At 54.0% G+C, this 22,913-nt stretch carries 21 protein-coding genes; 11 read left to right on the forward strand and 10 right to left on the reverse strand.

The features are described from left to right. Positions 1-16 precede the first annotated feature (16 nt). Both flgK and flgL read left to right on the forward strand, forming a co-directional pair. A complete protein-coding gene (gene flgK / locus RGQ30_RS05410) occupies positions 17-1,750 on the forward strand; it encodes a flagellar hook-associated protein FlgK (protein ID WP_130556893.1) in 1,734 nt (577 codons plus the stop codon). 20 nt (positions 1,751-1,770) lie between these two features. Then, positions 1,771-2,748: a flagellar hook-associated protein FlgL gene (gene flgL / locus RGQ30_RS05415; RefSeq protein ID WP_130556892.1), complete on the forward strand. Its 978-nt coding sequence runs from the start codon at positions 1,771-1,773 to the stop codon at positions 2,746-2,748. A 776-nt stretch (positions 2,749-3,524) separates the two neighbouring features. Here the strand turns inward: flgL and RGQ30_RS05420 are convergent. Both RGQ30_RS05420 and RGQ30_RS05425 read right to left on the reverse strand, forming a co-directional pair. Continuing rightward, positions 3,525-4,154, reverse strand: a complete 630-nt coding sequence (locus tag RGQ30_RS05420) for a response regulator (RefSeq protein ID WP_130556891.1) — start codon at positions 4,152-4,154, stop codon at positions 3,525-3,527. Continuing rightward, complete coding sequence (locus RGQ30_RS05425) at positions 4,147-5,685, reverse strand: hybrid sensor histidine kinase/response regulator (protein ID WP_130556890.1); 1,539 nt, start codon at positions 5,683-5,685, stop codon at positions 4,147-4,149. Before RGQ30_RS05425 ends, RGQ30_RS05420 begins: the two co-directional genes overlap by 8 nt. Before the next feature lie 280 nt (positions 5,686-5,965). Here RGQ30_RS05425 and RGQ30_RS05430 point away from each other — a divergent pair, with 280 nt between their 5' ends. The 3 genes from RGQ30_RS05430 to RGQ30_RS05440 are packed head-to-tail and all read left to right on the forward strand — an operon-like array spanning position 5,966 to position 8,606. Then, positions 5,966-6,856, forward strand: a complete 891-nt coding sequence (locus RGQ30_RS05430; RefSeq protein WP_298217827.1) for a CheR family methyltransferase — start codon at positions 5,966-5,968, stop codon at positions 6,854-6,856. A gap of 11 nt (positions 6,857-6,867) precedes the next feature. Continuing rightward, positions 6,868-7,455, forward strand: a complete 588-nt coding sequence (locus tag RGQ30_RS05435; protein WP_298217730.1) for a chemoreceptor glutamine deamidase CheD — start codon at positions 6,868-6,870, stop codon at positions 7,453-7,455. A gap of 11 nt (positions 7,456-7,466) precedes the next feature. Next, positions 7,467-8,606: a protein-glutamate methylesterase/protein-glutamine glutaminase gene (locus tag RGQ30_RS05440; protein WP_130556887.1), complete on the forward strand. Its 1,140-nt coding sequence runs from the start codon at positions 7,467-7,469 to the stop codon at positions 8,604-8,606. Here RGQ30_RS05440 and RGQ30_RS05445 read toward each other — a convergent pair. Next, positions 8,589-10,325, reverse strand: a complete 1,737-nt coding sequence (locus tag RGQ30_RS05445; protein ID WP_130556886.1) for an EAL domain-containing protein — start codon at positions 10,323-10,325, stop codon at positions 8,589-8,591. The two genes, RGQ30_RS05440 and RGQ30_RS05445, sit on opposite strands and share 18 nt — an antisense overlap. Before the next feature lie 102 nt (positions 10,326-10,427). On the opposite strand from RGQ30_RS05445, the gene greB reads away from it, so the two are divergent. Beyond that, positions 10,428-10,985 (forward strand): transcription elongation factor GreB, encoded by a 558-nt coding sequence (gene greB / locus RGQ30_RS05450; RefSeq protein WP_130556885.1) that lies wholly within the window; start codon positions 10,428-10,430, stop codon positions 10,983-10,985. A gap of 657 nt (positions 10,986-11,642) precedes the next feature. Here the strand turns inward: greB and RGQ30_RS05455 are convergent. From RGQ30_RS05455 to gmk, 6 genes are all read right to left on the reverse strand, one after another. After that, positions 11,643-13,871, reverse strand: coding sequence for a RelA/SpoT family protein (locus RGQ30_RS05455; protein WP_130556884.1), 2,229 nt, complete (start codon positions 13,869-13,871; stop codon positions 11,643-11,645). A gap of 49 nt (positions 13,872-13,920) precedes the next feature. Further along, positions 13,921-14,175 carry a cell division topological specificity factor MinE gene (gene minE / locus RGQ30_RS05460; protein WP_130556883.1) on the reverse strand — a complete coding sequence of 85 codons (255 nt, stop codon included), beginning with the start codon at positions 14,173-14,175 and terminating at the stop codon, positions 13,921-13,923. A gap of 4 nt (positions 14,176-14,179) precedes the next feature. After that, complete coding sequence (gene minD, locus RGQ30_RS05465) at positions 14,180-14,992, reverse strand: septum site-determining protein MinD (RefSeq protein ID WP_130556882.1); 813 nt, start codon at positions 14,990-14,992, stop codon at positions 14,180-14,182. 10 nt (positions 14,993-15,002) lie between these two features. Continuing rightward, positions 15,003-15,839: a septum site-determining protein MinC gene (gene minC, locus RGQ30_RS05470; RefSeq protein WP_338284831.1), complete on the reverse strand. Its 837-nt coding sequence runs from the start codon at positions 15,837-15,839 to the stop codon at positions 15,003-15,005. A gap of 102 nt (positions 15,840-15,941) precedes the next feature. Beyond that, complete coding sequence (rpoZ, locus tag RGQ30_RS05475) at positions 15,942-16,148, reverse strand: DNA-directed RNA polymerase subunit omega (protein WP_008251793.1); 207 nt, start codon at positions 16,146-16,148, stop codon at positions 15,942-15,944. A gap of 9 nt (positions 16,149-16,157) precedes the next feature. Further along, entirely contained in the window at positions 16,158-16,805 is a 648-nt protein-coding gene (gene gmk, locus RGQ30_RS05480) for a guanylate kinase (RefSeq protein ID WP_130556880.1), read from the reverse strand. Between the two features lie 174 nt (positions 16,806-16,979). On the opposite strand from gmk, the gene RGQ30_RS05485 reads away from it, so the two are divergent. After that, on the forward strand, positions 16,980-17,807 hold the full coding sequence (locus RGQ30_RS05485) for a hypothetical protein (RefSeq protein WP_130556879.1): 828 nt from the start codon (positions 16,980-16,982) through the stop codon (positions 17,805-17,807). A 42-nt stretch (positions 17,808-17,849) separates the two neighbouring features. On the opposite strand, the gene RGQ30_RS05490 is transcribed toward RGQ30_RS05485, so the two are convergent. Continuing rightward, positions 17,850-18,779 carry a YicC/YloC family endoribonuclease gene (locus RGQ30_RS05490; protein ID WP_130556878.1) on the reverse strand — a complete coding sequence of 310 codons (930 nt, stop codon included), beginning with the start codon at positions 18,777-18,779 and terminating at the stop codon, positions 17,850-17,852. Between the two features lie 71 nt (positions 18,780-18,850). Here RGQ30_RS05490 and dinB point away from each other — a divergent pair, with 71 nt between their 5' ends. The 4 genes from dinB to hemW are packed head-to-tail and all read left to right on the forward strand — an operon-like array spanning position 18,851 to position 22,857. Beyond that, the gene (gene dinB, locus RGQ30_RS05495; protein WP_420915167.1) at positions 18,851-20,059 is read left to right on the forward strand and encodes a DNA polymerase IV; all 1,209 of its coding nucleotides are present in this window, start codon (positions 18,851-18,853) and stop codon (positions 20,057-20,059) included. A 38-nt stretch (positions 20,060-20,097) separates the two neighbouring features. Next, positions 20,098-20,847, forward strand: a complete 750-nt coding sequence (rph, locus tag RGQ30_RS05500) for a ribonuclease PH (protein WP_130556877.1) — start codon at positions 20,098-20,100, stop codon at positions 20,845-20,847. A gap of 9 nt (positions 20,848-20,856) precedes the next feature. Next, the gene (gene rdgB, locus RGQ30_RS05505; protein ID WP_130556876.1) at positions 20,857-21,492 is read left to right on the forward strand and encodes an RdgB/HAM1 family non-canonical purine NTP pyrophosphatase; all 636 of its coding nucleotides are present in this window, start codon (positions 20,857-20,859) and stop codon (positions 21,490-21,492) included. Positions 21,493-21,552: 60 nt separating this feature from the next. Further along, positions 21,553-22,857: a radical SAM family heme chaperone HemW gene (gene hemW, locus RGQ30_RS05510; protein ID WP_130557015.1), complete on the forward strand. Its 1,305-nt coding sequence runs from the start codon at positions 21,553-21,555 to the stop codon at positions 22,855-22,857. Positions 22,858-22,913: the final 56 nt, after the last annotated feature.

Below are 22,913 nucleotides of genomic sequence, written 5' to 3' on the forward strand. Positions count from 1 at the left end.
CAAAGGATCCTGAATTATGTCGAACTCGGTCTACGGAATTGCGCTCAGCGGCCTCAATGCGGCCCGTGCTGGGCTATCCACCACATCGCACAACATTGCGAACAGCAACACGGTTGGCTTTAATCGCCAGCAGGTGATCCAGCAGTCGCGCCCCTCAACAGGCAGCGACATTGGCTTTATCGGGCAGGGCGTCAGCATTGCTACCGTGCAGCGGGTGTATTCAGACTTCATCAATTCGCAAGAACAGAAAGCCACATCGGATGCCGCCTTCTTCAGCGCCAAAGCGCAACAGATTGCGCGTGTAGATGCCATGGTTGCCGATGACGCCTCAGGTTTGTCGAGTGCGTTGAGCATCTTCTTTGGTGCCGCACAAACACTGACCACCAATCCGGCTGATTTGGCTGCGCGACAGAACTTTCTGTCCTCTTCGGAAACACTGGCCTCACGGTTCAATGGTTTGAACACCGTGATGGATGAACTGCGCGGTGCCACCAACCTGAAGGTGCGTGACACAGTTGAGCAACTGAACAATGCCACCTCGCAAATTGCGTCCCTGAACAACCAGATTGTCACCGCGCTGAATCAGACGTCCAATGGCGGGCCGCCCAACGACCTGATGGACCGCCGCGACAAACTGATTCTGCAGTTGTCTGAACAGGTACAAACCACGCGCGTGGACATGGCCGACGGTTCTACCAACCTGTTTCTGGCGAATGGCCAGTCGCTGGTGGTGGGCCCCACACAATTCAAAGTGCAAACCCAGGTCGATCCGCAAGACCCGCAAAACCTGCTGGTGGGCATGTCCACCAATGTCAACGGTCAGGAAAGATTGCTCGCCTTTGATTCAGACAGCTTGGGCAACGGCGCACTGGCAGGGTATTTAAGTTTTCGTGAAAACGAGTTGACTGAATACCAGAACACGACTGGTTTGCTGGCGGCACGTGTGGGTCAGGCCGTAAACGACATTCAAACTGCGGGTGTTGACCTGGATGGCAACCCAGGCAACGCCCTGTTCAGCTTTGGCAGCAGCGGTAGTTTTGTGGAAGACATTTCACGCGTTGTCCCCAACGTCAACAACAGCACTGCGAACCCGACTGAAGTCAGCCTTCGAAGTTTGGACTTGTCCAAACTCAGTGCAGCAGAATACGAAGTTCAAATTGTGGGCGGTGTTCCGCGTTATCGCGAAGCCGGCTCAGATTCAGCTTTTGTACCCGCCAACTTTGTTGCAGACCCGGGCGGTGATTATTACGAAATTCGCGACCCTGCGGGTGCCCCTTTGTTGAGTTTCCAGCTTGACAACGCCGCCCCACAGGAAGGCGACCGTTTTACTTTGATGCCAGTGCGCGAAGCAGCACTGAACATGCGCACAGCGATTGACCGCCCTTCGGAAGTGGCGGCGTCCTCTGCAATAAACCCAAGCATTGGCAATAACGAGAACATTCTGGACATTGCTGCCTTGCAAAATTCGCGCACTCTGTTTCAGTCGAACAACTCCGCAGGCGTTTCCATTTCCGATGGATTCAACCAACTGGTCAGCCGCGTGGGCAACAAGGCACGTGAATTCAACATGGCCGCCGAATCGCGGGAAACCGTGTTGAACCAGGTTGCTGATTCGCGTGATGCGCTGCAGGGCGTGAACATGGATGAAGAAGCAGCGAACCTGATCAAGTTTCAGCAGGCGTACCAGGCTTCCGGACGCGTCATTTCGCTGTCCAAAGAATTGTTTGATCAAATTCTTCAAATGTTCTGATCAGATTTCAAGGAAAAATTATGGCAATCGGCAGAATCAGCACCAACCAGTATTTCAAGCTTAGCACTGACCGCATGAGCAAGCAGCAGACTGATCTGGTCAACATCCAGGGGCAATTGGCCACCGGGCAGCGCGTGCTTAAACCTTCGGACGACCCCTTGGCCATGTCGGTGGCTCTGGGTGCCAAAGCAGGCGTTAAAACCATTGACAGCTACCAGAGCAACATCACCTACATCAACAACCAGTTGGGTCAGATGGATGTGGCCTTGCAGTCCGGTTCAGACATCATGGTGTCCATCAAGGAAGCCTTCATGCAGGCCGGCAACGCTGCACTCAGTGCTGCTGACCGGGAGATCATCGCCCAAGACATCGAAGGCCGCATGGAAGAACTGCGGGGTATCGCCAACCGCACCGACGCAAACGGCTATTACATGTTCTCCGGCACCTTTCAAGATCAGGAGCCGTTTCAGGCCCCAGGCGGCGCTGTCACCGGAACCTTTCTTGAAACCACCACAGCGGCTGCGGCCGAGGCTGTGACTGGCCGTGAAATTCAAGTGGCCAGCGGGCGTTTCGTTAACCTGAACATCACAGGTCAGGATGCGTTTGTCGACCCTGAAACCAATGAAGATGCATTTGCGGTTCTGCGTGAGGCTGTGGCCTTGTTGCGCACCCCAGGCTTTCCGAATGGACAGGAAGGGGCAACGCCGCAGGATACATTTCTGAAAGCATTCAATGCCAAAGGCGCACAACTGGACAATGTGTTTGATCAGGTACAAATTTCCAGAACCAAAGTGGGCGTGCGCTTGCGCGAGGTGGAAACCTTGCAGCAGATCAACCAGGCGGCCCAATTGGAGCTGGAGCGGGTTGCAGGCGAAGCGGTGGGGCTGGATTATGCCAAGGCCATCAGCGAGCTGTCACAGGGCCAATTACAGCTTCAGGCGGCGCAGCAAAGCTTTGCCAGCACATCGAAACTGACGTTGTTCAACTTCATCAGCTAAAGGGTTTTGCCTTACCCAGCGTGGTCTGCCCAGCTTGTGTATGAAAACAGATTGTAGTTTTTGGTGCTTGCCCAGTGAGGGTTACTCAGCCTGCGCACAGAAAACCGCTGTGTCCCTTTTTGAACGAAGACTTTGCATTCACACAGGCCCGACAAAAAATATGGTCGGACCTGTGTGTCGCGCTTAGCGCGACCATGCAAGCCTTGTTCAAACGGGGCGGTTCTCTTGAAGTGCGCAGTCTGAGTAATCCCAACACCGTTCAAGCCCAAACCCCAGCTGTTTTCTTGCAGGAAAGCTGAGCAATCCCAACACCGGTCAAGCCTAAACCCTCAGCTGTTTTCTGAGCGCAAAAGCTGAGTTATAGAACTGCGGGTATTGACTGAACGGGATGTTGAACTGTCTCACCGCAAGTGTTGATTGAACTGGACGTTGAGCTGCGTCACTGCAGGTGTTGATTGGCTGGATCACTGCAAAGGTCACTGGTGAGTTTGTAAAACTGGATTTGCAAGTGTTCGCACGCTGCCCAATCAGAAAACTTGCCGACTTTGTGCGCAGGGCCTTGCGGTCGCGAAGCGAAAGCCAGGACCCGACCATGTTTTTTGTCGGGACTGGCTTAGCGAGGAACAAGCGCAAAGGCGAAATGCCAAGTTTTCGGGCAGTAGCGACACTGCAAATTCGGTTTTTAAAAACAGCTGCAGCGACCCTGCAAATCCAGTTCTAAAAACAGCGGCAGCTACACTGCAAATCCAGTTCAACAAACCAGTCTGCAGCGCCAGTTAAATCAACCCATTCTCCAGTGCGTATCTCGTCAGTTCACCATTGGTTTTCATCCGCATTTTTTCCAGAATCCTGGCCCTGTAAACACTCACGGTTTTTGGGCTCAGTGACAACTCATCCGCAATTTCGCTCAACTTTTTACCCGACGCAATCATGCGGATTGTCTGAAACTCGCGGTCACTCAGCGTCGCGTGCAAAGGCTTTTCGGAGTCTTCCGTTAAATGGCTGGCTAGCGATTCGGCCAGTTCCGCCGTAATGTATTTTCTTCCTGCTGCAATCACCTGGATTGCGTCGACCAATTTTTCGGGCGCCGTGTTTTTGGTAAGGTAGCCCGATGCACCTGCCTTCAAACAGCGCACCGCGTATTGGTCTTCCGGGTGCATGGACAGCATAAGGATTTTCAGGGCAGGGTACTTGTCTTTCAAAATCTTGACAATGTCCACCCCATTCTTGCCCGGCATGGAAATGTCCAGAATGGCCACATCCACTGGCTGTGTCGTCATGGCTTTCATGATTTCGGAATATTCACCGGCCTGAGCAACCACCTGCACAAAACCGGTCTCGTCCAGCAACTGCTTCAAGCTGCCCCGAAGCAATGCGTGGTCATCTGCCAGCAATACCTTAATCATTTTCTGCCTCGTCTGTCTGATTGCCTCTTGGGATTGAAACCATGACCGTGGTTCCTGATCCCGTTGATCCACTGACATCGACCCAGCCGTCAAAAGCGGCAACCCGCTCCTGCATGCCCCGAAGGCCAAATGAAGTGTCTTTTAATTTATCAGCATTCTCGATGCCGCGGCCATTATCTCGAACCTCTAACGATAGTTCATTTTCAGTGACAAACAACTCCACATCAACCCTAGTGGCTTGTGCATGTTTCACAATATTGGTCAAAGCCTCTTGTAGGATGCGAAACAAGGCAGTGCTCAGCTCGGGATCCAGTTGTAATTCTTCCACATTGCTCTGAAATTCCCCCTGAATCTGGGTGCGCTTCTGAAAATCTTTCATCTGCCAGTCTAGCGCGGGAATCAAGCCGTAGTCCAAAATTCCGGGGCGCAGGTCTTTGGCAATCCGCTGACTGCTGGCCAGCAAATGTTCAATCAATTCCAGCATGTCGTCCAGCTTTTCTGCAGCGGGTGTGTCCAGACTCAAATTCTTGTTCAACCACGCTACGTCCGCTTTCAGTTTGGTGAGCGAGCCGCCCATGTCGTCGTGAATCTCACGAGCAATCGCACCGCGTTCCTGTTCTCGTCGTTTTTCGAATTCAGTGGTGACCCTTCTCAACTCGGTTTGCGCGTTCAGCAAATGGTTTTCTGCTTCCTTGCGGTCTGAAATATCCAGCAATACGCCATCCCAGACAAACATGTTGCCCCGTGCCTTGGCCACTGCATTCATCAGCACCCAGCGCTCGGAATACTTCCCATGCGGCTTCAGACGACCTTCCCATGTCAGGTGGGCGCCTGCCTGTGGAGGCTCAAGCAACATCTCGAAAAGACTTGCAGCATCATCAGCTGCAAACTGCTCAAAAAAATAATTCGGATTTTCCAGAAAAAGGCGTGGCGGTACACCGAACAGTCGAATAACGCCCTCGCTGACAAAAGGCACTGTGGGGCGGGGCAGGGACGGCCCGGAATGCATCTGGAAAATAATGCCTGGAATGTTCTCTGCAATCGCTGCGAAACGTCGCTCGGACTCCCTTTGTGCCTGTTCAGCAGTGGCAAGGCTGCGGCGTTCATTTGCCGCCCGCAGCGACCTTTCAATGGCCGGTACCAGGCGGGCCATCTTGTCTTTCATCAGGTAATCATCTGCCCCGGCCCGCATGGCTTCAACCGCCACGTGTTCCCCAATGCTGCCCGACACAATGATGAAAGGAATATCCAGACCGGAATCCCGGACAATGCGCAACGCTTCTTCTGAACCAAAGCCTGGCAGGTTGTGGTCAGAAATGACCACCTGCCATTCCTCATGTTCCAGGCACCTGCGCAGGTCTTCGATCCGGTCGACCCGTGTGGCCGTGTATTTCAATCCCCCCTGTTTCAGGCGGTAGCACATCAACTCAAAGTCTGAATCATTGTCCTCAACCACCAGTACTTTCAAACCATCGTCCGAGTATTGACTGAGGTCAAGCAATGACGGGGGAAGTCCCTTGGGTTCACTCATTGTTTTTTCACTTTTTGCAGATGTTCAGTTGAGCCAATATCAAAGCGAGAGATAACGCCCTTTCAAGGTTTTAATCCTTCAATGATTTCATCCATCTTATCGGAACATGACAAGGTATAGAACTCACACGCACAGGGCCACCCACCAAATTGTGTGGCCCCTGCGACAAAGGCCCTTGATGAACAAACCCGATCAGAAATTTGAATTTTCCAGAGTCACACCACGCAACAGCCTCGTGGCTGGTGCATCACAAGCCGCTGCTACAGTAAACCGGGCCTTGATGAACGACGACAGCAGTGATCGCGAATTCGAGTTCAATGACAAAGACTTTTCTCGAGTACGCGCGCTGATTCTCAAGATTGCGGGCATTTCACTGGCACCCAGCAAGCAAAGCATGGTGTACAGCCGACTTGCTCGCCGATTGCGCGCCTGCAACCACAGCCGGTTTTCCACTTATCTCGATGCACTGGAGTCCAATCCGGGCAGCCCGGAATGGGAACATTTCACCAATTCGCTGACCACCAATTTGACCTCGTTTTATCGCGAGGCGCATCACTTCGATTTGCTGAAAAAGCAGTTGCAGTCGTTGTCACGCAGTTCACGAATTGACCTGTGGTGTAGCGCAGCGTCCACTGGAGAAGAACCCTACACCATGGCTATCACGGCCATGGAGGCCTTTAACAGCATGACGCCGCCCGTGCGAATTCTGGCTACCGACATCGATACCAAAGTGCTGGACCACGCCAAAAAAGGTGTGTATCGCATGGACCAGGTTGACAAAATTCCAGAGGACATTCTGCGCAAGTATTTTCTCAAAGGCAAAGGAGAAAGCGAAGGCCTGATCCGCGTGCGTCCTGAAGTTCAAGCCTTGTTGACCTTTCGCAAGCTCAACCTGATGGACAACGTGTGGTCACTGCGCCCGGGCTTCGACGCAATTTTTTGCCGCAACGTCATGATCTATTTTGAAAAAGACGTGCAGATGCAGATCCTCAAACGTTTTGCCCCATTGATGAATCCAAATGGCCTGCTGTATGCCGGTCACTCTGAAAACTTTGCCATGGCCCGAGATTACTTCAGCCTGCGTGGCAAAACCGTTTACACCGTCAACACCGACAAAGCCGCCAAGACCGGCCCCAGCGGTGAAAGCCAGCAACACATCATCACCGCATGACCACCGGACTCATGAGCCCTCAACCCCAAGTCAAGCCACCACTTCCGCTGGTGAACAAAATCGTCATGCCGGGTGAATACTATGTGTCCTGGGTACCAGCACAAATTTCCACCTTGCTCGGATCTTGCGTTTCTGCTTGCTTGTGGGACAGTCGCCGGCGGATTGGGGGTCTGAACCATTTCATGTTGCCCGACTCGCCATCGGATAACCATGGCCCCAGTGACAAAACCAAAACCCTGCTTTATGGCTTGTACTCCATGGAATGTCTGATCAACGACCTGCTGACCATGGGTGCAAAGCGCGAACACCTGGTGGCCAAAGTGTTTGGTGGTGCCAATATCACAGGCGCCTTGAACACACAGCACATCGGTCGGCGCAACGCAGAATTCGTAATCAACTTTTTATACAAAGACAAAATCAAGGTCGTGGCATCAGACCTTGGCGGGCCACACAGCCGTCGAATTCGCTTTAACACCCAGACCAGCGCAGTGCGCGTGGAGCGAGTGGCGAGCGCCAATTCAGCCGCATTGAATCAAGAACGACGTTATTGCGACAAACTCAACAAAGACCCGGTCAATGGCGACATTGTATTTTTCTGAGGCCCCTTGAAATGAACAAGATCAAAGTATTGGTAGTGGATGACTCGGCACTGATCAGAAACCTGATGAGCAAGATCATCAACTCCCAGCAAGACATGGAAACCATCGCCACCGCGCCAGATCCGTTTATTGCCCGTGACCAGATCAAGAAATTCAATCCCGATGTCATTACCCTGGACATTGAAATGCCCAAAATGGACGGCATTGAGTTTCTTGAAAAAATCATGCGCTTGCGCCCTACGCCAGTGCTCATGGTATCCACCTTGACCGAGCGTGGCACCGATGTCACTTTCCGCGCATTGGAACTCGGGGCTGTGGATTTTGTGACCAAACCCAAACTGGATATCAGCCAGGGCATGATTGATTACGCAAACGAGATCACCGACAAAATTCGTGCGGCCCATGCAGCCCGTTATCGGTTGAACCGCCTGCCAGCCAAACCACCGGCTGGCACTGCCAGCTCGCAAGTGGACCCTGTCACAGGGCTAGTGGTGCCAGCACAGGCTGGCAAAGCCTTGCCTGTGAACAACGCCTTGGGTAATCGCTTCGCAGCCACAGAAAAGCTGGTGTTGATCGGTTCTTCAACTGGCGGCACCGAGGCGCTTCGCGTGATTCTTGAGCAACTGCCCAAAGACAGCCCGGCCATCCTGATCACGCAGCACATGCCCGCGGGCTTTACGAAAAGTTTTGCGGACCGTTTGAATCAGGTGTGTGACATCACTGTCAAGGAAGCCACACATGGCGAGCGGATTCTGCCTGGACACGCCTACATTGCACCGGGTGACAAACACCTGATGCTGGGGCGAAACGGCGCCAATTACATTTGCCAGTTGTCGGATTCAGAACCCGTGAACCGCCATCGCCCTTCCGTCGAAGTGTTGTTCAAATCAGGTCAGGAAGTATCGCCCCGCAACATTGTGGGCATCATGCTGACCGGTATGGGCAAAGACGGTGCTCAAGCCATGGCCGACATGAAAAAAGCCGGGGCTTACAACATTTGTCAGGACGAGGCCAGCTCGGTTGTGTTTGGCATGCCGCGAGAAGCGATTGCCCTTGGCGCGGCAGATGAAGTGGTTTCTTTGAATCAGATCGCGAAGCGTTTGCTTGAACATCTGTCCAAAATTGGCGGCCGTTCAGCGGTTCGCATTTAAGGGTTGGGCTGGCGCTGGTTTCAGCCAGCCTTGCAATGCTTGCAGGTCCATTGGTTTTGAAAACCAGTAGCCTTGCAAGCGGTCGCAACCCATTTGCAACAGGCTTTCCCGCTGCGCTGCCGTTTCAATGCCCTCGGCATGCACAGTCAGCCCAAGGGCGTGTGCCAAGTCAATCACTGCTTTCACAATCATGTGGCTGTTTTTGTCTTCCAGCAAATCCATCACAAAACTTTTGTCGATTTTAAGTACATCAACCGGCAGTTGTCGCAGGTAATTCAGCGATGCATAGCCAGTACCAAAATCATCCATCGCAATCTGAGAACCATTGGCTTTCAGTTTTTTCAAAGCGTCGATGGTTCTCGACATGTCATCGATTGCAGCGGATTCCGTGACTTCAAACTCAATCCATTTTGGATCGAGGCCAGCTGCGCGGATGATCTGATCGGCCCGTGACGGGAAGTCTGGGTTCAGCAACTGCCCTGCGGCACAGTTCACCGCGCACCACACCATGTGGCCTTGTGCGTGCAACTCCAGCAACTTCCTGCTGCTCGATTCAATCACCCACTCGCCCAAGGCATCGATCAGCCCTGAATCCTCGGCCACCCCGATGAACTCGCAGGGCATGATCCGGCCCAACTCCGGGTGTGTCCAGCGCACCAGGGCTTCTACACCGCAAATTCGTCCTGTTTTCAAATCTTCAATGGGTTGAAAGTCCAGCACCAGCTCGTTGTTCTCGATGCCCTTGGCCAAACCCAGTTCAATGGTTTTTCTACGTCGGGCCAGGTCATGTACCTCATCGTCCAGCACATTGAGCAGCTCCAGATTGTCTGACTCAATCACATTGGCCACAGACTGGGCATGTGTCACCAGTTCCGCTGCATGCTCACCATGCAGGCCTGGGCGAGCAAGACCCAACCTCATGTTGGGGCGTACTGCAATGTTGTCCACCTGAAACGGGCGGTTCAGGTCCGCCTCAATGCCACACAGTGCTTCCGTGATGTCAAAACGCGAGCCAGACCAATCCAGCTTGCTGGTGATCACCACGAACACGTTGTCTGACCAGCGGCACAAAATATCCTGCCGAAAAGTGTCCTTCAGGCGGTTGATTATCTTTTCCAGCATGTTGCGACGAACCCTGCGGTCCACCTCAGGGCGGCGCGCCTGATTGCGCGACACATTGATGCTGAGCAGGCAAAGCGACATGGTTTCGCCCGTTCTTTCGCGCAGGCCCGTCAAAGTTTTGACCAAACCCTGCCGGTTTAAAAACCCTGTGGATGTATCAAAGTAGACCGCGCGTCGATGGGCCTGCTCCAACAGCAACTTGTCGCGGTGCAGTCGATGGGTGTGAATTTCGCGGCGCACAGCGGGCATCAGGCGTTCAAGTTTCGACTTTTCAACATAATCCCGCACGCCGGCGTGCATGGCTTGAACCCCCAGCGCATCCGAGGCCAGTCCAGACAGCAGGATTACCGGCGTATCCGGTCTCCGATCGCTCACCAGCTTGATGGTTTGGTCGTGGGTCAACTGCGGCATGGAATAGTCGCAAATCACCACGTCAGGTTCCAGCTCATCCAGGGCTTCGCGCAATGAATTCTCGCAGTGGGCGTGGCGTACAGTGGCTGCTTGCCAGGTTTTCAGAAGCTGGCGTTTGATCAATAGAAAGTCGTCCTCGCTGTCATCGACTACGATAATGATCGGCGCTTCCTGGTCAGTCATCATTGAGGGTCGTCTGAAGGTGTGATAAACAAGGAAATGGACAACTTCCTGTATCCTGCACACTTCTGCAGAGGCTGTCCAGTCGGGTAAATCACGAGATATGACATGAACAAGGCATTCACCAAGGAAAATGATTCGGATTTTGATGATGACGGGGAAGACACAGCCACAGCCCTGCCTCAAGGCCTGAAGAATTACATCACACCTAAAGGTTATCGGCGCTTGCGCGACGAGTTGACACACCTGGTAAAAACCGAAAGACCCGAGGTGGTGGCGGTGGTCTCCTGGGCGGCATCCAACGGGGACAGGTCTGAAAATGGCGACTACCTGTACGGCAAGAAGCGTCTGCGGGAAATTGACAAGCGAATTCGCTTTCTGACCAAGCGCACCGAAATTGCGGAAATTGTTGATCCGGCTACTCAGCAGGCACTTGAAAACATCTTTTTCGGCGCAACAGTGACGTATATCAACGGCAAAGGCGAAGAGCTGACCGTGAAAATTGTGGGTGTGGACGAAGTGGATACCGCCAAAGGGCACATCAGTTGGATATCTCCGGTTGCGCGCGCACTGCTGAAGGCCAAGGAAGGCGATGTGGTGCAGTTGATGACACCGGCTGGGCGGGATGAACTTGAAATTGTGCAGGTTGAATACATCGTCGATTGATTCAGCGCCTCCATCACAGCTTTAGCCAACCAGCGTGCCTTGCCCGATTCCGCACAGAAAACCGCTGATCCCTTTTTGAACGAAGGCTTTGCATTCACCGGAACCCGACAAAACAGATGGTCGGGTTCCGATGTCGCGCCACGCGCGAGCATGCAATCCTTGTTCAAACGGGGCTGTTTTCCTGAATGTGCGGAACAGGCAAGTGCACTGCCGGGAAGGCCTTTCAGCAGCAGGTTCGTGCAGCCTGTTCGCACGTTCAACGGCGAGTTCAGGGTCACGCCACTTGATGCATCACAGGAGCAGTCTATTTAACCCTGACTACCAACTTGTAGCAGGTGTCCAAGCAGTCACGGGATTGCTCACTCGTGCGTGCGATGAATCACCGTCGGTTTCAAGCCCAATCGGCAGTGAGGTTCCAATCGCTTCGCCATTCAAGAAAACCTGCCCGTTTGAATTCACATGCAACGTTCGGCTGGATGCCGACAACCCAATCGACCATCTGTTTTGTCGAGTGGGTTGAGTCAATGTGAATTTCAAAAAGGGATCAACAGGTTTTCAGGCGAAGGATTGGAATTTTCGCCGAGTGGGCAGTAAATACGATTGGCGATTTGAACTCCCGCCGAGTGGGCATCAAAAACACGTCGAGTGGAAGCGCGATTAGTGCGCTGTTGTGCCCACCACTGGCAAGCGTGGCTTCGCAAACGCCCGACCTTTAACCCGCGTAACCCGTTCCACATACTCCAGCCGGCGTAGCGCCATCAGAATGCGTGCCAAATGCACACGGTCAGTTACCTGAATGGTGAAGTGAAGCAGCTTGCGGTAAGCGGTTTCATCGCTCATGGTCAGGTTGGTGATGTTGGCACCCGCATCAGACAAGGTGGCTGCAATGGTGGCCAAAGCGCCTTTCTCGTTGACTGCCTGCAAATCCACATTGACATCGAAGGGGCGGGTAATTTCAGGTGACCACTGCACATCCGTCCAACGTTCAGGCTCTTTGCGAATCTGTTTGCGGGCTGTCTCACACTCATCGGTGTGAATGATCAAACCTGAGCCTTTTCGAACATAGCCTATGATGTTGTCACCGGGAATGGGCAAACAACACGGCGCCCGCTGAACCGACATGCCTTCTCCACCGTGAATCATGATGGGGGCACGTGCTTCACCAGTGTTGCCAGAAGGGGAATCCACGCGGGCATCTGCACGGCCCATAGCAATCAGTACGCGGCGTGCCACCACTGGCGCCACTCGGCGCCCGGCGCCAATATCGGCAAGCAATTCGTCGCGGGTGCTGACTTGCGAGTCTTTTTGCAATCGGTCCCACACTTCATTGCTCAGGTTTTCCAGTTTGATCTGGTCAGCTTCCAGTGCCTGTTCAAGCAGCCGGCTACCCAAGCGAACGGTTTCTTCCAGGTTCATCGACTTCAGGTAATGCCGAATTTCCGACCTGGCCTTGCCTGACCGCACAAACCCAAGCCAAACCGGGTTGGGGCGGGAATGGGGTGCCGTGATAATTTCCACCACGTCGCCGCTTTTCAGCATGGTCCGCAATGGTTCGATCACCTGGTTCACCCGGGCTGCCACGCAGTGGTTGCCCACGTCGGTGTGCACGGCGTAGGCGAAGTCCACCACCGTGGCACCGCGCGGCAGGCTCATGATCTTGCCGTTGGGTGTGAACACATAAACAGCATCGGGGAACAGGTCCACCTTGATGTGTTCAAGGAATTCAGCTGAATCGCCTGTCTGGTTCTGAATGTCCAGCAAACTTTGCAACAGGCGGTGGGTTTGGGTCTGAATGTTGTTCAGTGCCTCGCCTTCACCTTTGTACAGCCAGTGCGAAGCCACACCTTTTTCGGCCACCTTGTGCATTTCCTCGGTGCGAATCTGGAATTCAACCGGTGTGCCGTAAGGGCCAAGCAGCGTGGTGTGCAGGCTTTGATAGCCGTTCAGTTTGGGAATGGCAATGTAATCCTTGAATTTGCCAGGTACTGGCTTGAACAACTGGTGCAGCATACCCATCGCCATGTAGCAGCCGGGCATGTCTTTCACAACAACCCGGAAACCGTACACGTCCAGTACCTGTGAAAAGCTCAGGCGCTTTTCAATCATTTTGCGGTAAATGCCGTACAGCGCTTTTTCCCGACCGTAGACCTGGCATTCAATCTGTGCGTCGCTCAAGCACTTCTCGACCGCTTCCAAAATTTTTCCTACGACTTCGCGCCGGTTACCACGGGCCGCCAATACAGCTTTTTTTAACACCGCGTACCGCATGGGGTAAGCGTGCTGAAAGCTCAATTCCTGCAATTCGCGGAAAATTTCGTTCAGACCCAGGCGGTGGGCAATGGGAGCATAAATTTCGAGGGTTTCAAGGGCAATGCGGCGTTTCTTGGCGGGGCTCATGATGTCGAGCGTTCGCATATTGTGCAAACGGTCCGCCAGTTTCACCAGGATGACGCGCAAGTCGCGGGCCATGGCCAGCAGCATTTTTCGGAAGTTCTCAGCCTGCGCCTCTTCACGCGAGGAGAATTCCATTTTGTCCAGTTTGGACAGTCCGTCCACCAGGTCAGCCACCGAGGCGCCGAAGCGTTCAATGAGATCTTCCTTGGTGGTGCCGGAGTCCTCCATGACGTCGTGGAGCAGGGCGGCCTGCAAGGCTTGGCTGTCCAAACGCCAGGAGGCACACAATTCAGCCACTGCAATTGGGTGGGTAACGTAAGGCTCACCTGTGGCTCGAAATTGCCCCAGGTGTGCAACGTCAGAAAACTTGTAAGCCTCGCGAACGCGCCGGATCTCGGCCTCCGGCAAGTAACTGGAGGCAAGTCCTATAAGCTGTGCGATAGAGACCACATCAGGTCTGTTTGGCTCAGGTTGAAGTTCTCTGGCTTGCATTGCCCCCCGCATTTTTACAACTGTTACTACGACCTTCTATTGTGCAGGCTTACTTCTGGTCCGGCAAGACGATATTGACTTCAAGCATTTCCATGTTGCCTTGCTTTTGAAGATTGAACTTGATGTCCTCTTGGTCAATTTTGACGTATTTGGCGATGACTTGCATCAATTCATCCCGCATTTGGGGCAAAAAGTCCGGGCCATCCTGATCTATCCGTTCCCGGGCAATAATCAGGGAAAGTCGTTCTTTTGCAACATTGGCTGATTTTTTCTTTTCGCCAAACAGCATGCTGAGTAGTGACATGGCCTCAACCTCCAAACAGGCGCTTCAACAGACTGGGCTTCTCATAGTCTACGAATCGCAATGGTTTGGTTTCACCCAAAAAGCGTGAAATGCAGTCCTGGTAAGCCAGGGCAGCGTCGTTGTCTTCTGCGTGAATCACCGGCATGCCTTGGTTGGAAGCTTGCAACACGGTTTCTGATTCGGGAATCACCCCCAGCAATGGCACGCGAAGCAGGTCTGCCACGTCGGTGTAGCTCAGCATTTCACCGTCAGCAGCGCGTTTGGCTGAATAACGGGTTATTAGCAGGTGTTCCTTGACGGGTTCGCCACCTTCTTTGGCTCGCTTGCTTTTGGCTTGCAAAATACCAATGATGCGGTCGGAATCCCGAACCGAGGACACTTCCGGGTTGGTCACCACAATGGCTTCATCCGCGAAGGTGAGTGCCATTACAGCTCCACGCTCAATGCCGGCCGGGCTGTCGCACACAATGTATTCAAAACCCATCTCGATCAAGTCTTTGATGACTTTTTCCACACCTTCTTCGGTCAGGGCGTCTTTGTCACGGGTTTGTGACGCCGGCAGGATCGATAGCATGGGGCAGTGTTTGTCTTTGATCAGCGTTTGCTGCAGGGTGGCTTCCCCGTTGATCACGTTGACCAGGTCATAGACCACGCGGCGTTCACAGCCCATGATCAAGTCGAGGTTGCGCAGGCCCACATCAAAGTCGATAACGACTGTTTTAAAACCGCGCAGGGCCAGGCCCGCAGAGAAACTGGCGCTGGTCGTTGTTTTACCAACGCCACCCTTGCCGGATGTAACAACAATGACTCGACTCACAAATGGTCTCCTAGCGGATGTTGATGGCCTTGAGTCGCAATACTGCCGGCTCGGTGCCATGGTCAAGATGAATTAAGGTGGGTTTTGAACGGTTTTCTTCTGGAAAACCACCCTCGAATGTTAAGTAGTAACCAGCCACGGCAACCAGTTCCGCCTCAAAGCAGGTGGAAATGATTCTGGCCTGTGTATCGCCGGCTGCCCCGGCCAGGGCACGACCGCGCAATACACCGTAAACGTGCACATTGCCGTCAGCGATGACCTCTGCGCCAGCAGACACTTGTCCCATGACAATCAGATCTGCACCTTGGGCATAAATTTTCTGGCCGCTGCGCACGGGCTGGTCAATCACCAGGGTGCGACGCGCACTGTCAAATTCAGGAACGTGTGGGTGTTCAGCTTGGTTTGCTTCGGCTTGATCTGGCGAATTGTCTGTTTCGGGTAGCTTATCCACCGCGGCTTTGCTTTTGTCATCAATGCTCGTTTCAGCCAATGGCGCAGTTTCTTCAGGCTCGACTGATGTAGTGCTGTTTTCAAAACGCAAACCCAGTGCTTCAGCCTGCACCTCCAGATTGTCCGAATTGCCGCGCACTTCCACCAGGTGAACCCCGGCGGCTTCCAGCAACTGGGCATAGGCTTTCAGCTCGACCGCATGTTCAGTCAATTCATTTTCAGGCCAGCTGCCAAAGTCCAGCACTGCGGGCTCGGCCGAATACACGCCAGGTGTAGGGCCAAGCCGCTTTTTGAGTGCTTCAAGTGATTCTTTTTGGGGGGCGGGCCGCAACGCGAAAGTCACCGCCTTGATTCGGGCGAACTTGATGTCAAGCATGGCGGAGCTGGGTTTGTTCAAGTGAGTCAAATTTCGGGAAATCAACAATAAAGACCTGTTTGACGAACAAAGCCCGAGCCGTGTGCCGGTCTCGGGCTTTGTTTAAATGCATTTGCGCCCGGTTTAAATGGGCACGCGTTTCAGCATTTCGATGCCGATTTCGCCAGCAGCGATTTCACGTAGTGCTGTAACGGTGGGTTTGTCCTTGTCAGACTTTACCTTTGGAGTATGCCCTTGGGCCAGCATGCGTGCGCGGTAGGTGGCGCACAGGGCCATGTCGAAACGGTTAGGGATCTTTTTCAAGCAATCTTCAACGGTGATGCGGGCCATCTGGTGTCCTTACAGTCCAATACTTTTGAGTTGCGCCCCGTGGCGCGCCATTTGCTGATTGAAACGGCAACGGGATGCGAAGACGATCGATTTCAGCTCAAGCAAGGCCTGTGTGAAATCATCGTTAAGGATAACATAATCGAAGCGTGTCGCCTGCTCGATCTCCCGTTGCGCGGCACCCATTCGCTTCAAAATCACCTCTTCGCTGTCAGTTCCCCGTCCACGCAGGCGTTTTTCCAGTTCTTCCATGCTAGGCGGCAAAATAAAAATGGACACTACATTGTCCACTTTTCGAACCACCTGTTCAGCGCCTTGCCAATCAATCTCCAGCAGCACATCCCGGTCTATCGCCATTTGGTTTTCTACCCAGCTTCGTGATGTGCCGTAATAGTTGCCATGCACATGCGCCCATTCCAGAAAGCCGTCTTCATCCCGGATGGTTTCAAATTCGGTTTGAGAAATGAAGTGGTAATCCTTGCCGTCCACCTCACCGATTCTCGCTTTTCTGGTGGTGTTTGAAATGGACAGCCCAACGCCCTGAACTTCGGCCAGCAGCGCTTTCACCAGAGATGATTTTCCAGCCCCAGACGGGGCGCTCACAATGAAAAGGCTGCCGGAGTAATGCGGCTTTCGTGCAGGTTGTTCGTGCTTGCTCATTCAGTTGACAACAAATTGATCTGCGAAGTCCCGATTCTATGCCAAATCACGCCCATTCAGTGCTTCTCGCCCAAATGGCGGGGGTTGAAGGGCAAAGCAGAACGGACATTCACTGAACCGCGAGCCCTTTGGAGCTACTTAGTCGTCCTCAACAGATTTCAAGGAGTTCGTGTCATGCAGTTTCAGCCATTGGATCGCGGCACTCAATACAACATGCAGGGTGGGTTGTGGGGACTTGAAATTTCCCAACAACAAACAAGGTATGAAGGGGAAGATTCCTGCGAGGAGTTCCGGCAGGCACCAATGCCGTCCATCCTGCCTTTGATGAGCGAGGCTGCCAGCAGTATCTGGTCTGGCACTTCATTGGGAGGCCGTTGCAGCATCCTGAAAGGTATGCGGCATGATCTGGCCAGTGCTGTCAATCTGACGACTGGTGAAGCTTATCGATCTGATCTGCCCCACCGGCTAATGATTGAGGCCAATTCACCCCACGCCAATGAATCCAGTCAGCGAATTGTGGCCAGTCTGTTGGCCATGCAACTGATCGGGGCCGGTTACAAGGTGAATCATGGCTGCGCGCTCCGCATGGGCGAACCTGCTGGCAAACCCATTTTGGGGACAGTCGACGGATTTCAGGGCAACGGCCTTGCGGGGGTGGTGCTGCATGGGATGGACACCAGGCCGAACTCTGTCCAGAAAACAATCCGTTTCATGGAGGCTGTTCGGGGCTTGGCCCGTGAATACCTGGGAACCCACAAGTTGCTGTTTCACCCCCCAGCAAACTTGGGCGCCTCTGATCAACTGGCTCATCGGGCCCGTTTAACCCTGCTGGCCGCTACACCTCAGAGATTGCAGGCCAACAGACAGTTGGTGACCGGCTTGCTGGACAAACTGGACCGGTTTGAGCAGAACGGTATTGCAGGCAATCCCGAGTTTTCCGAGGATCTGGTCAGTGAGGTGTCAGGGCTGGTCTATCTTGCGGATCAACTTTTAACAGGCTAGCGGTTTTCCTGGTAAGCCTGCGAAAGAATGCGTGCGCTGGGTTTACTCAATGTTTTGCACCTGCTCCCGGAACTGCTCGACCAGTACCTTCAGATCAATACTGGCTTGTGTTTGAGCAATGGCGTGGGCCTTGCTGCCCAGGGTGTTGGCTTCCCTGTTCAGTTCCTGGGTCACGAAATCGAGCCGTTTGCCGATCACGCCGCCTTTTTTCAGGATGCGCCGTACCTCGGTGAAATGAGTCTGCAAGCGTTCCACTTCTTCTTTCACATCAATGCGCACACTGTGCAGTGCCACTTCGTGCTTGATCCGTTCTTCCAGGTCTTCCACCGTCAGGTGGCTGGCCTTGTCCGCAATGATTTTGTCGAAGGCTTCCGTCATGCGTTCCCGAATTTTGCCTTCGTAGTGGGCCAAAAACTGGGGCAGCATCGGCAACAGGCTGTTCACAATGGCTTCCATCCCATCCACTTTTTCGAGCAACACGGCAGCCAGGCCAGCACCTTCCCGTTCCCGGCTTTGCTTGAGCGCCTCAATGGCTTGGTCGCACAAGGTGGCAATGGTTTCCTGAAGTTCTTCCCCGCTTAGGCTGTTGTCTTCCACCACGCCAGGCCAGCTGAGGACATCCGTAATCCGGAAACCCCCCGCCTTGGGCAAGGCGCTCTGTATGGTTGATTCCAGTGCGGCCAGTTGGCGAACCTGTTCAAGGTCCACCTTCGGAATGCGTTTTTCACCTTCGGCCCGACCCCATGAAATGCGGCATTCCACCTTGCCACGGCTGAGCGCATTCATCAGCTTTTCCCGAATCAGTGGTTCCAGCATGCGCAAGTCATCGGCCATGCGAAAGTTCAAGTCCAGAAAACGGGAATTCACGCTGCGCAATTCCATGCTCAGGTTGCCGGCACGCGTGGTGCTCTGGGCGTTCGCAAAGCCTGTCATGCTGTGCACTGCTGCGGTGTTTTTACTGTCCTTGCTCATTTGGGGCCTGTGCGTGTGTGTCGATGTTGCATGGATTGTAAACTCTGCGTTGTGGTGTGTTTTAGCTGAGGGTGCTTTTGTCGGGTCGAATCATTGCCCATCTGGACATGGATGCGTTTTATGCCAATGCCGAACTGGTGCGCAACCCGGCCTTGAAAGGTCTGCCTGTGGCCGTGGGTGGTCGCCGGGGCATGCAGCCTTTGGCTGGCCAGCAATTTCCCACTTTGGCACAGTACGAAGGGCGTGGGGTGTTGACTACGGCCAATTACGAAGCACGCGCGCTGGGCTTGCATTCTGCCATGCCCACCATGAAAGCAGCCAAGCTGGCGCCCCACGCCATTCTGTTGCCTGCAGATTTTGACTGGTACAAAACCCTGTCGCGCCAGTTCAAAACAGCAGTTCGGGATTTGGCACCCAATGTGGAAGACCGTGGCATCGATGAAATCTACATCGATCTGACCGAGGAAACCGGCGGCAAATTTGATGCCGCCATCGACTTGGCTCTCAAGTTGAAGGCTGCTGTAACCCAGGCCACCGGCGGTATGACCTGTTCGGTGGGCTTGTCCGAGAACAAGCTGACCTCCAAGATTTGTTCCGACCTGCAAAAGCCCAATGGCTTGAGTGTGGTCAGGCCCGAGCATTTTCAGGACATTATTTGGCCCTTGGCGGTGGGCAAAATCAATGGCGTGGGCCCCAAGGCGCAGGAAAAGCTCAACGCCATGGGTGTGAACACCATTGCCCAACTCGCAGCGCAGCCCCTCGAATTGCTTCGAGAGCGCTTTGGTGAAAGTTACGGGCTTTGGATGCACGAAAGTGCGCACGGCATCGACCGGCGTGAAGTCACCCTGTATTCCGAGCCCAAAAGCATCAGCCGCGAAACCACGTTTGAGCAGGACATGCACGTGCGCAGGCACAGGGACAATTTGACCCAAGTGCTGCTTCATCTTGCAGACCGCTTGTCTCAAGACCTGGCCCGCAAACAGCGCCTCGCCAAAACCATTGGGGTGAAGGTGCGCTTCGCCGATTTCAAATCCTTGACGCGAGACATTACGACGGGCGCAGTGGTGGGCAGTGCCGATGACATCTTGCAGGCGGCGCGGGCCTGTCTGAAAAAAATCCCGTTTGAGCAAAAGGGCGCCCATTCCACAATTCGCTTGTTGGGCATCAAGGCCAGCCACCTGATCAGCCCAGCCGATGCAGCGCTTGAACAGGCGGCCTTGGAAAGCCGCAAGTCCAAAGGGCAAGCCCAACTGTTTCTCGACCTTGAAGATGCGCCATAATGCCGCACGATGAATCGACATGCACTGGAGAGATTTGAATGAGCAACACCCCCAGCCAAACCCCAAACGCCGCCCGCCCCGATGGTCGCACCCCCCAGAACCTTCGCACAATCAGCCTTGAGCGCAATTACACCAAGCATGCGGAAGGCTCGGTCATGGTTCGTTTCGGTGACACCCACGTATTGTGTACCTGTTCGGTTGAAGACAAGGTGCCTGGTTTTCTGCGAGGTCAAAACCAGGGTTGGCTGACCGCTGAATACGGCATGTTGCCCCGTTCAACCCATTCCCGCATGGATCGCGAAGCGGCTCGCGGCAAGCAAAGCGGCCGCACGCAGGAAATCCAGCGCTTGATTGGCCGTGCCCTGCGCGCAGCCGTGGACTTGACCAAGTTGGGTGAACGCACTTTGAAAATTGACTGCGATGTGATTCAAGCCGATGGTGGCACACGCACTGCGTCCATTACCGGTGCCATGGTGGCGGTGGCCGATGCTGTGGGCAAGTTGATTGCCAGCGGTGCCTTGGTTGAAAACCCAATCAAGCAATTTGTGGCTGCGGTTTCTGTGGGTGTGGTCAACGGCCAGGTGGTGCTTGATTTGAACTACGATGAAGACTCCACCTGCGAAACCGATTTGAATGTGGTGATGACCGAGAAAGGTGGTTTTGTGGAAGTGCAGGGCACAGCCGAAGGCGATGCATTCAGCCGCGAAGAATTGAACGGGATGCTCGATTCCGCAGCCCAAGGCATAACTGAATTGGTGCGCTTGCAAAAAGCGGCCTTGCAAGCTTGAGGAAATAAGATGTCCCTGAATTCGGAATGGGTATTGGCCAGTGGCAACAAGGGCAAGTTGCGTGAATTTCAGGACCTGTTCGCCCCTTGGGGGGTGAACTGGGTGGCCCAGGGCGAGCTGGGTGTACCTGACGCCGAGGAGCCCTTTCACACCTTTGTTGAAAATGCCTTGACCAAGGCCCGACACGCCAGCCGTTTGACTGGCAGGCCAGCCTTGGCCGACGATTCGGGCCTTTGCGTGCCTGCCTTGCAGGGTGCCCCAGGTGTGTTGTCTGCCCGTTACGCCACCCTGTTTGGTCAGGAAAAGGGCGATGCGAACAACAACGCCTGTTTGATTCAGCAGTTGAAGGGCATTGAAGACCGCCGTGCCTATTTTGTTTGCGCCATGGTTTGGGTGGCCCATGCCGACGACCCCACGCCCACCATTGCCCAGAAAATGTGGTGGGGCGAAGTGATTGACACGCCCCAAGGTGAACATGGCTTTGGTTACGACCCCCATTTCTGGCTGCCTCAGTCCCAATGTACAGCAGCCCAAATGCCGAAGGAATTGAAAAACCAGTACAGTCACCGGGCGCAAGCCACGCAGGCCCTGCTGCTGGAATTGGAACAGCGTCTGGGTTTGAAAAGCCGGGCTGCGGGTCATTGACTGAGTGAGCGCACGCCCGTGAGTCAACCTGTGGACCCAAGCAACAACGCCCCGGCCTTCATGGCCACATCCGCCAACAACCTGGTGGGCCGTGTGTTCATGCCCAGTGAACTTCGTTTCGCCGCCATGCCGCCACTGGCTTTGTACATTCACCTGCCTTGGTGTGTGCGCAAGTGCCCGTATTGCGACTTCAACAGCCACCTGGCGCCAGAAAGCAAGCTCCGTGAAGTGGCAGTGCCAGTGCATTCCCTGAATGCGAAACCTGTGGAATCGACAGAGCCTGCGGAGCAGGGCTATGCAGCGTCTCTGCCTCTGGATTTACAGCGCCGTTACCTCAATGCATTGATTGCCGACCTGGACCAGCAGCTGCCCAAAATTTGGGGGCGCAAGCTTTATTCCATTTTTATTGGCGGGGGGACTCCATCGCTGTTTGAGCCCTCGCTGATTGACGAGTTGATTGCGGCTGTACGCGCACGCCTTGGCATGCCACAAACCGGCGAAATCACGATGGAAGCCAACCCCGGCACTTTTGAGCAGGCCCGGTTCGAGGGCTACCGCAAGGCTGGTGTGAACCGGCTGTCAATCGGCGTGCAAAGTTTTTCTGATTCGCATTTGAAAGCACTGGGTCGTGTTCACAACGGTGGTCAGGCCATTGATGCAGTGCGCAGTGCCGTGGCCTTGTTTGATGAAGTCAATATCGATCTGATGTACGCCTTGCCCCATCAAAGCGTAGATCAGGCACTGGCCGACGTGAAACAGGCTTTGTCGCTGAACACTACGCACCTTAGCCTGTACCAATTGACCATGGAGCCCAATACCCTGTTTGCTGCCAAACCGCCCCCTTTACCTGATGATGACACTTTGGTGGACATTGAAGAGGCAGTTCAGGGGGCTGCCAGGAATGCGGGTTTTGAGCACTACGAAATTTCTGCATTCGCCAAGCCTGGTCACCGTTCCCAGCACAACCTGAATTACTGGGGTTTTGGCGATTACCTGGGTATTGGCGCGGGCGCGCATGCAAAGATCAGCTACCCCAACCGCATTGAACGCGAAACCCGCCACCGCAACCCCATGGCTTACATGGATGAAATGGAAGGGGCAGCCCAACCGCTTGAAGTATCCACCGTGGCTGTTCGTGACCTGCCCTTCGAATTCATGCTCAATGCCATGCGTTTGCTGGACGGTGTTCCTGAAGCCTGGTTTGAAGAACGCTGTGGCCGCCCCTTGATTGACCTTCAAAAGGGCCTGAACCTCGCCTTGAAAAAAGGATTGCTGGATTCAAGGCCTGGCACCTTGAAACCCACTGAAACGGGTTTGCGGTTCTTGAATGATTTGCAAATGATTTTCCTGCCCAAATCCGTTTGAATTGGAACCACATTTCTGCCATTGCAACTTAATCAGATTGTTGTAATGGGGGGAAA

Origin of the sequence: Limnobacter thiooxidans, assembly GCF_036323495.1 — a bacterium.
Classification (GTDB): domain Bacteria; phylum Pseudomonadota; class Gammaproteobacteria; order Burkholderiales; family Burkholderiaceae_B; genus Limnobacter; species Limnobacter thiooxidans.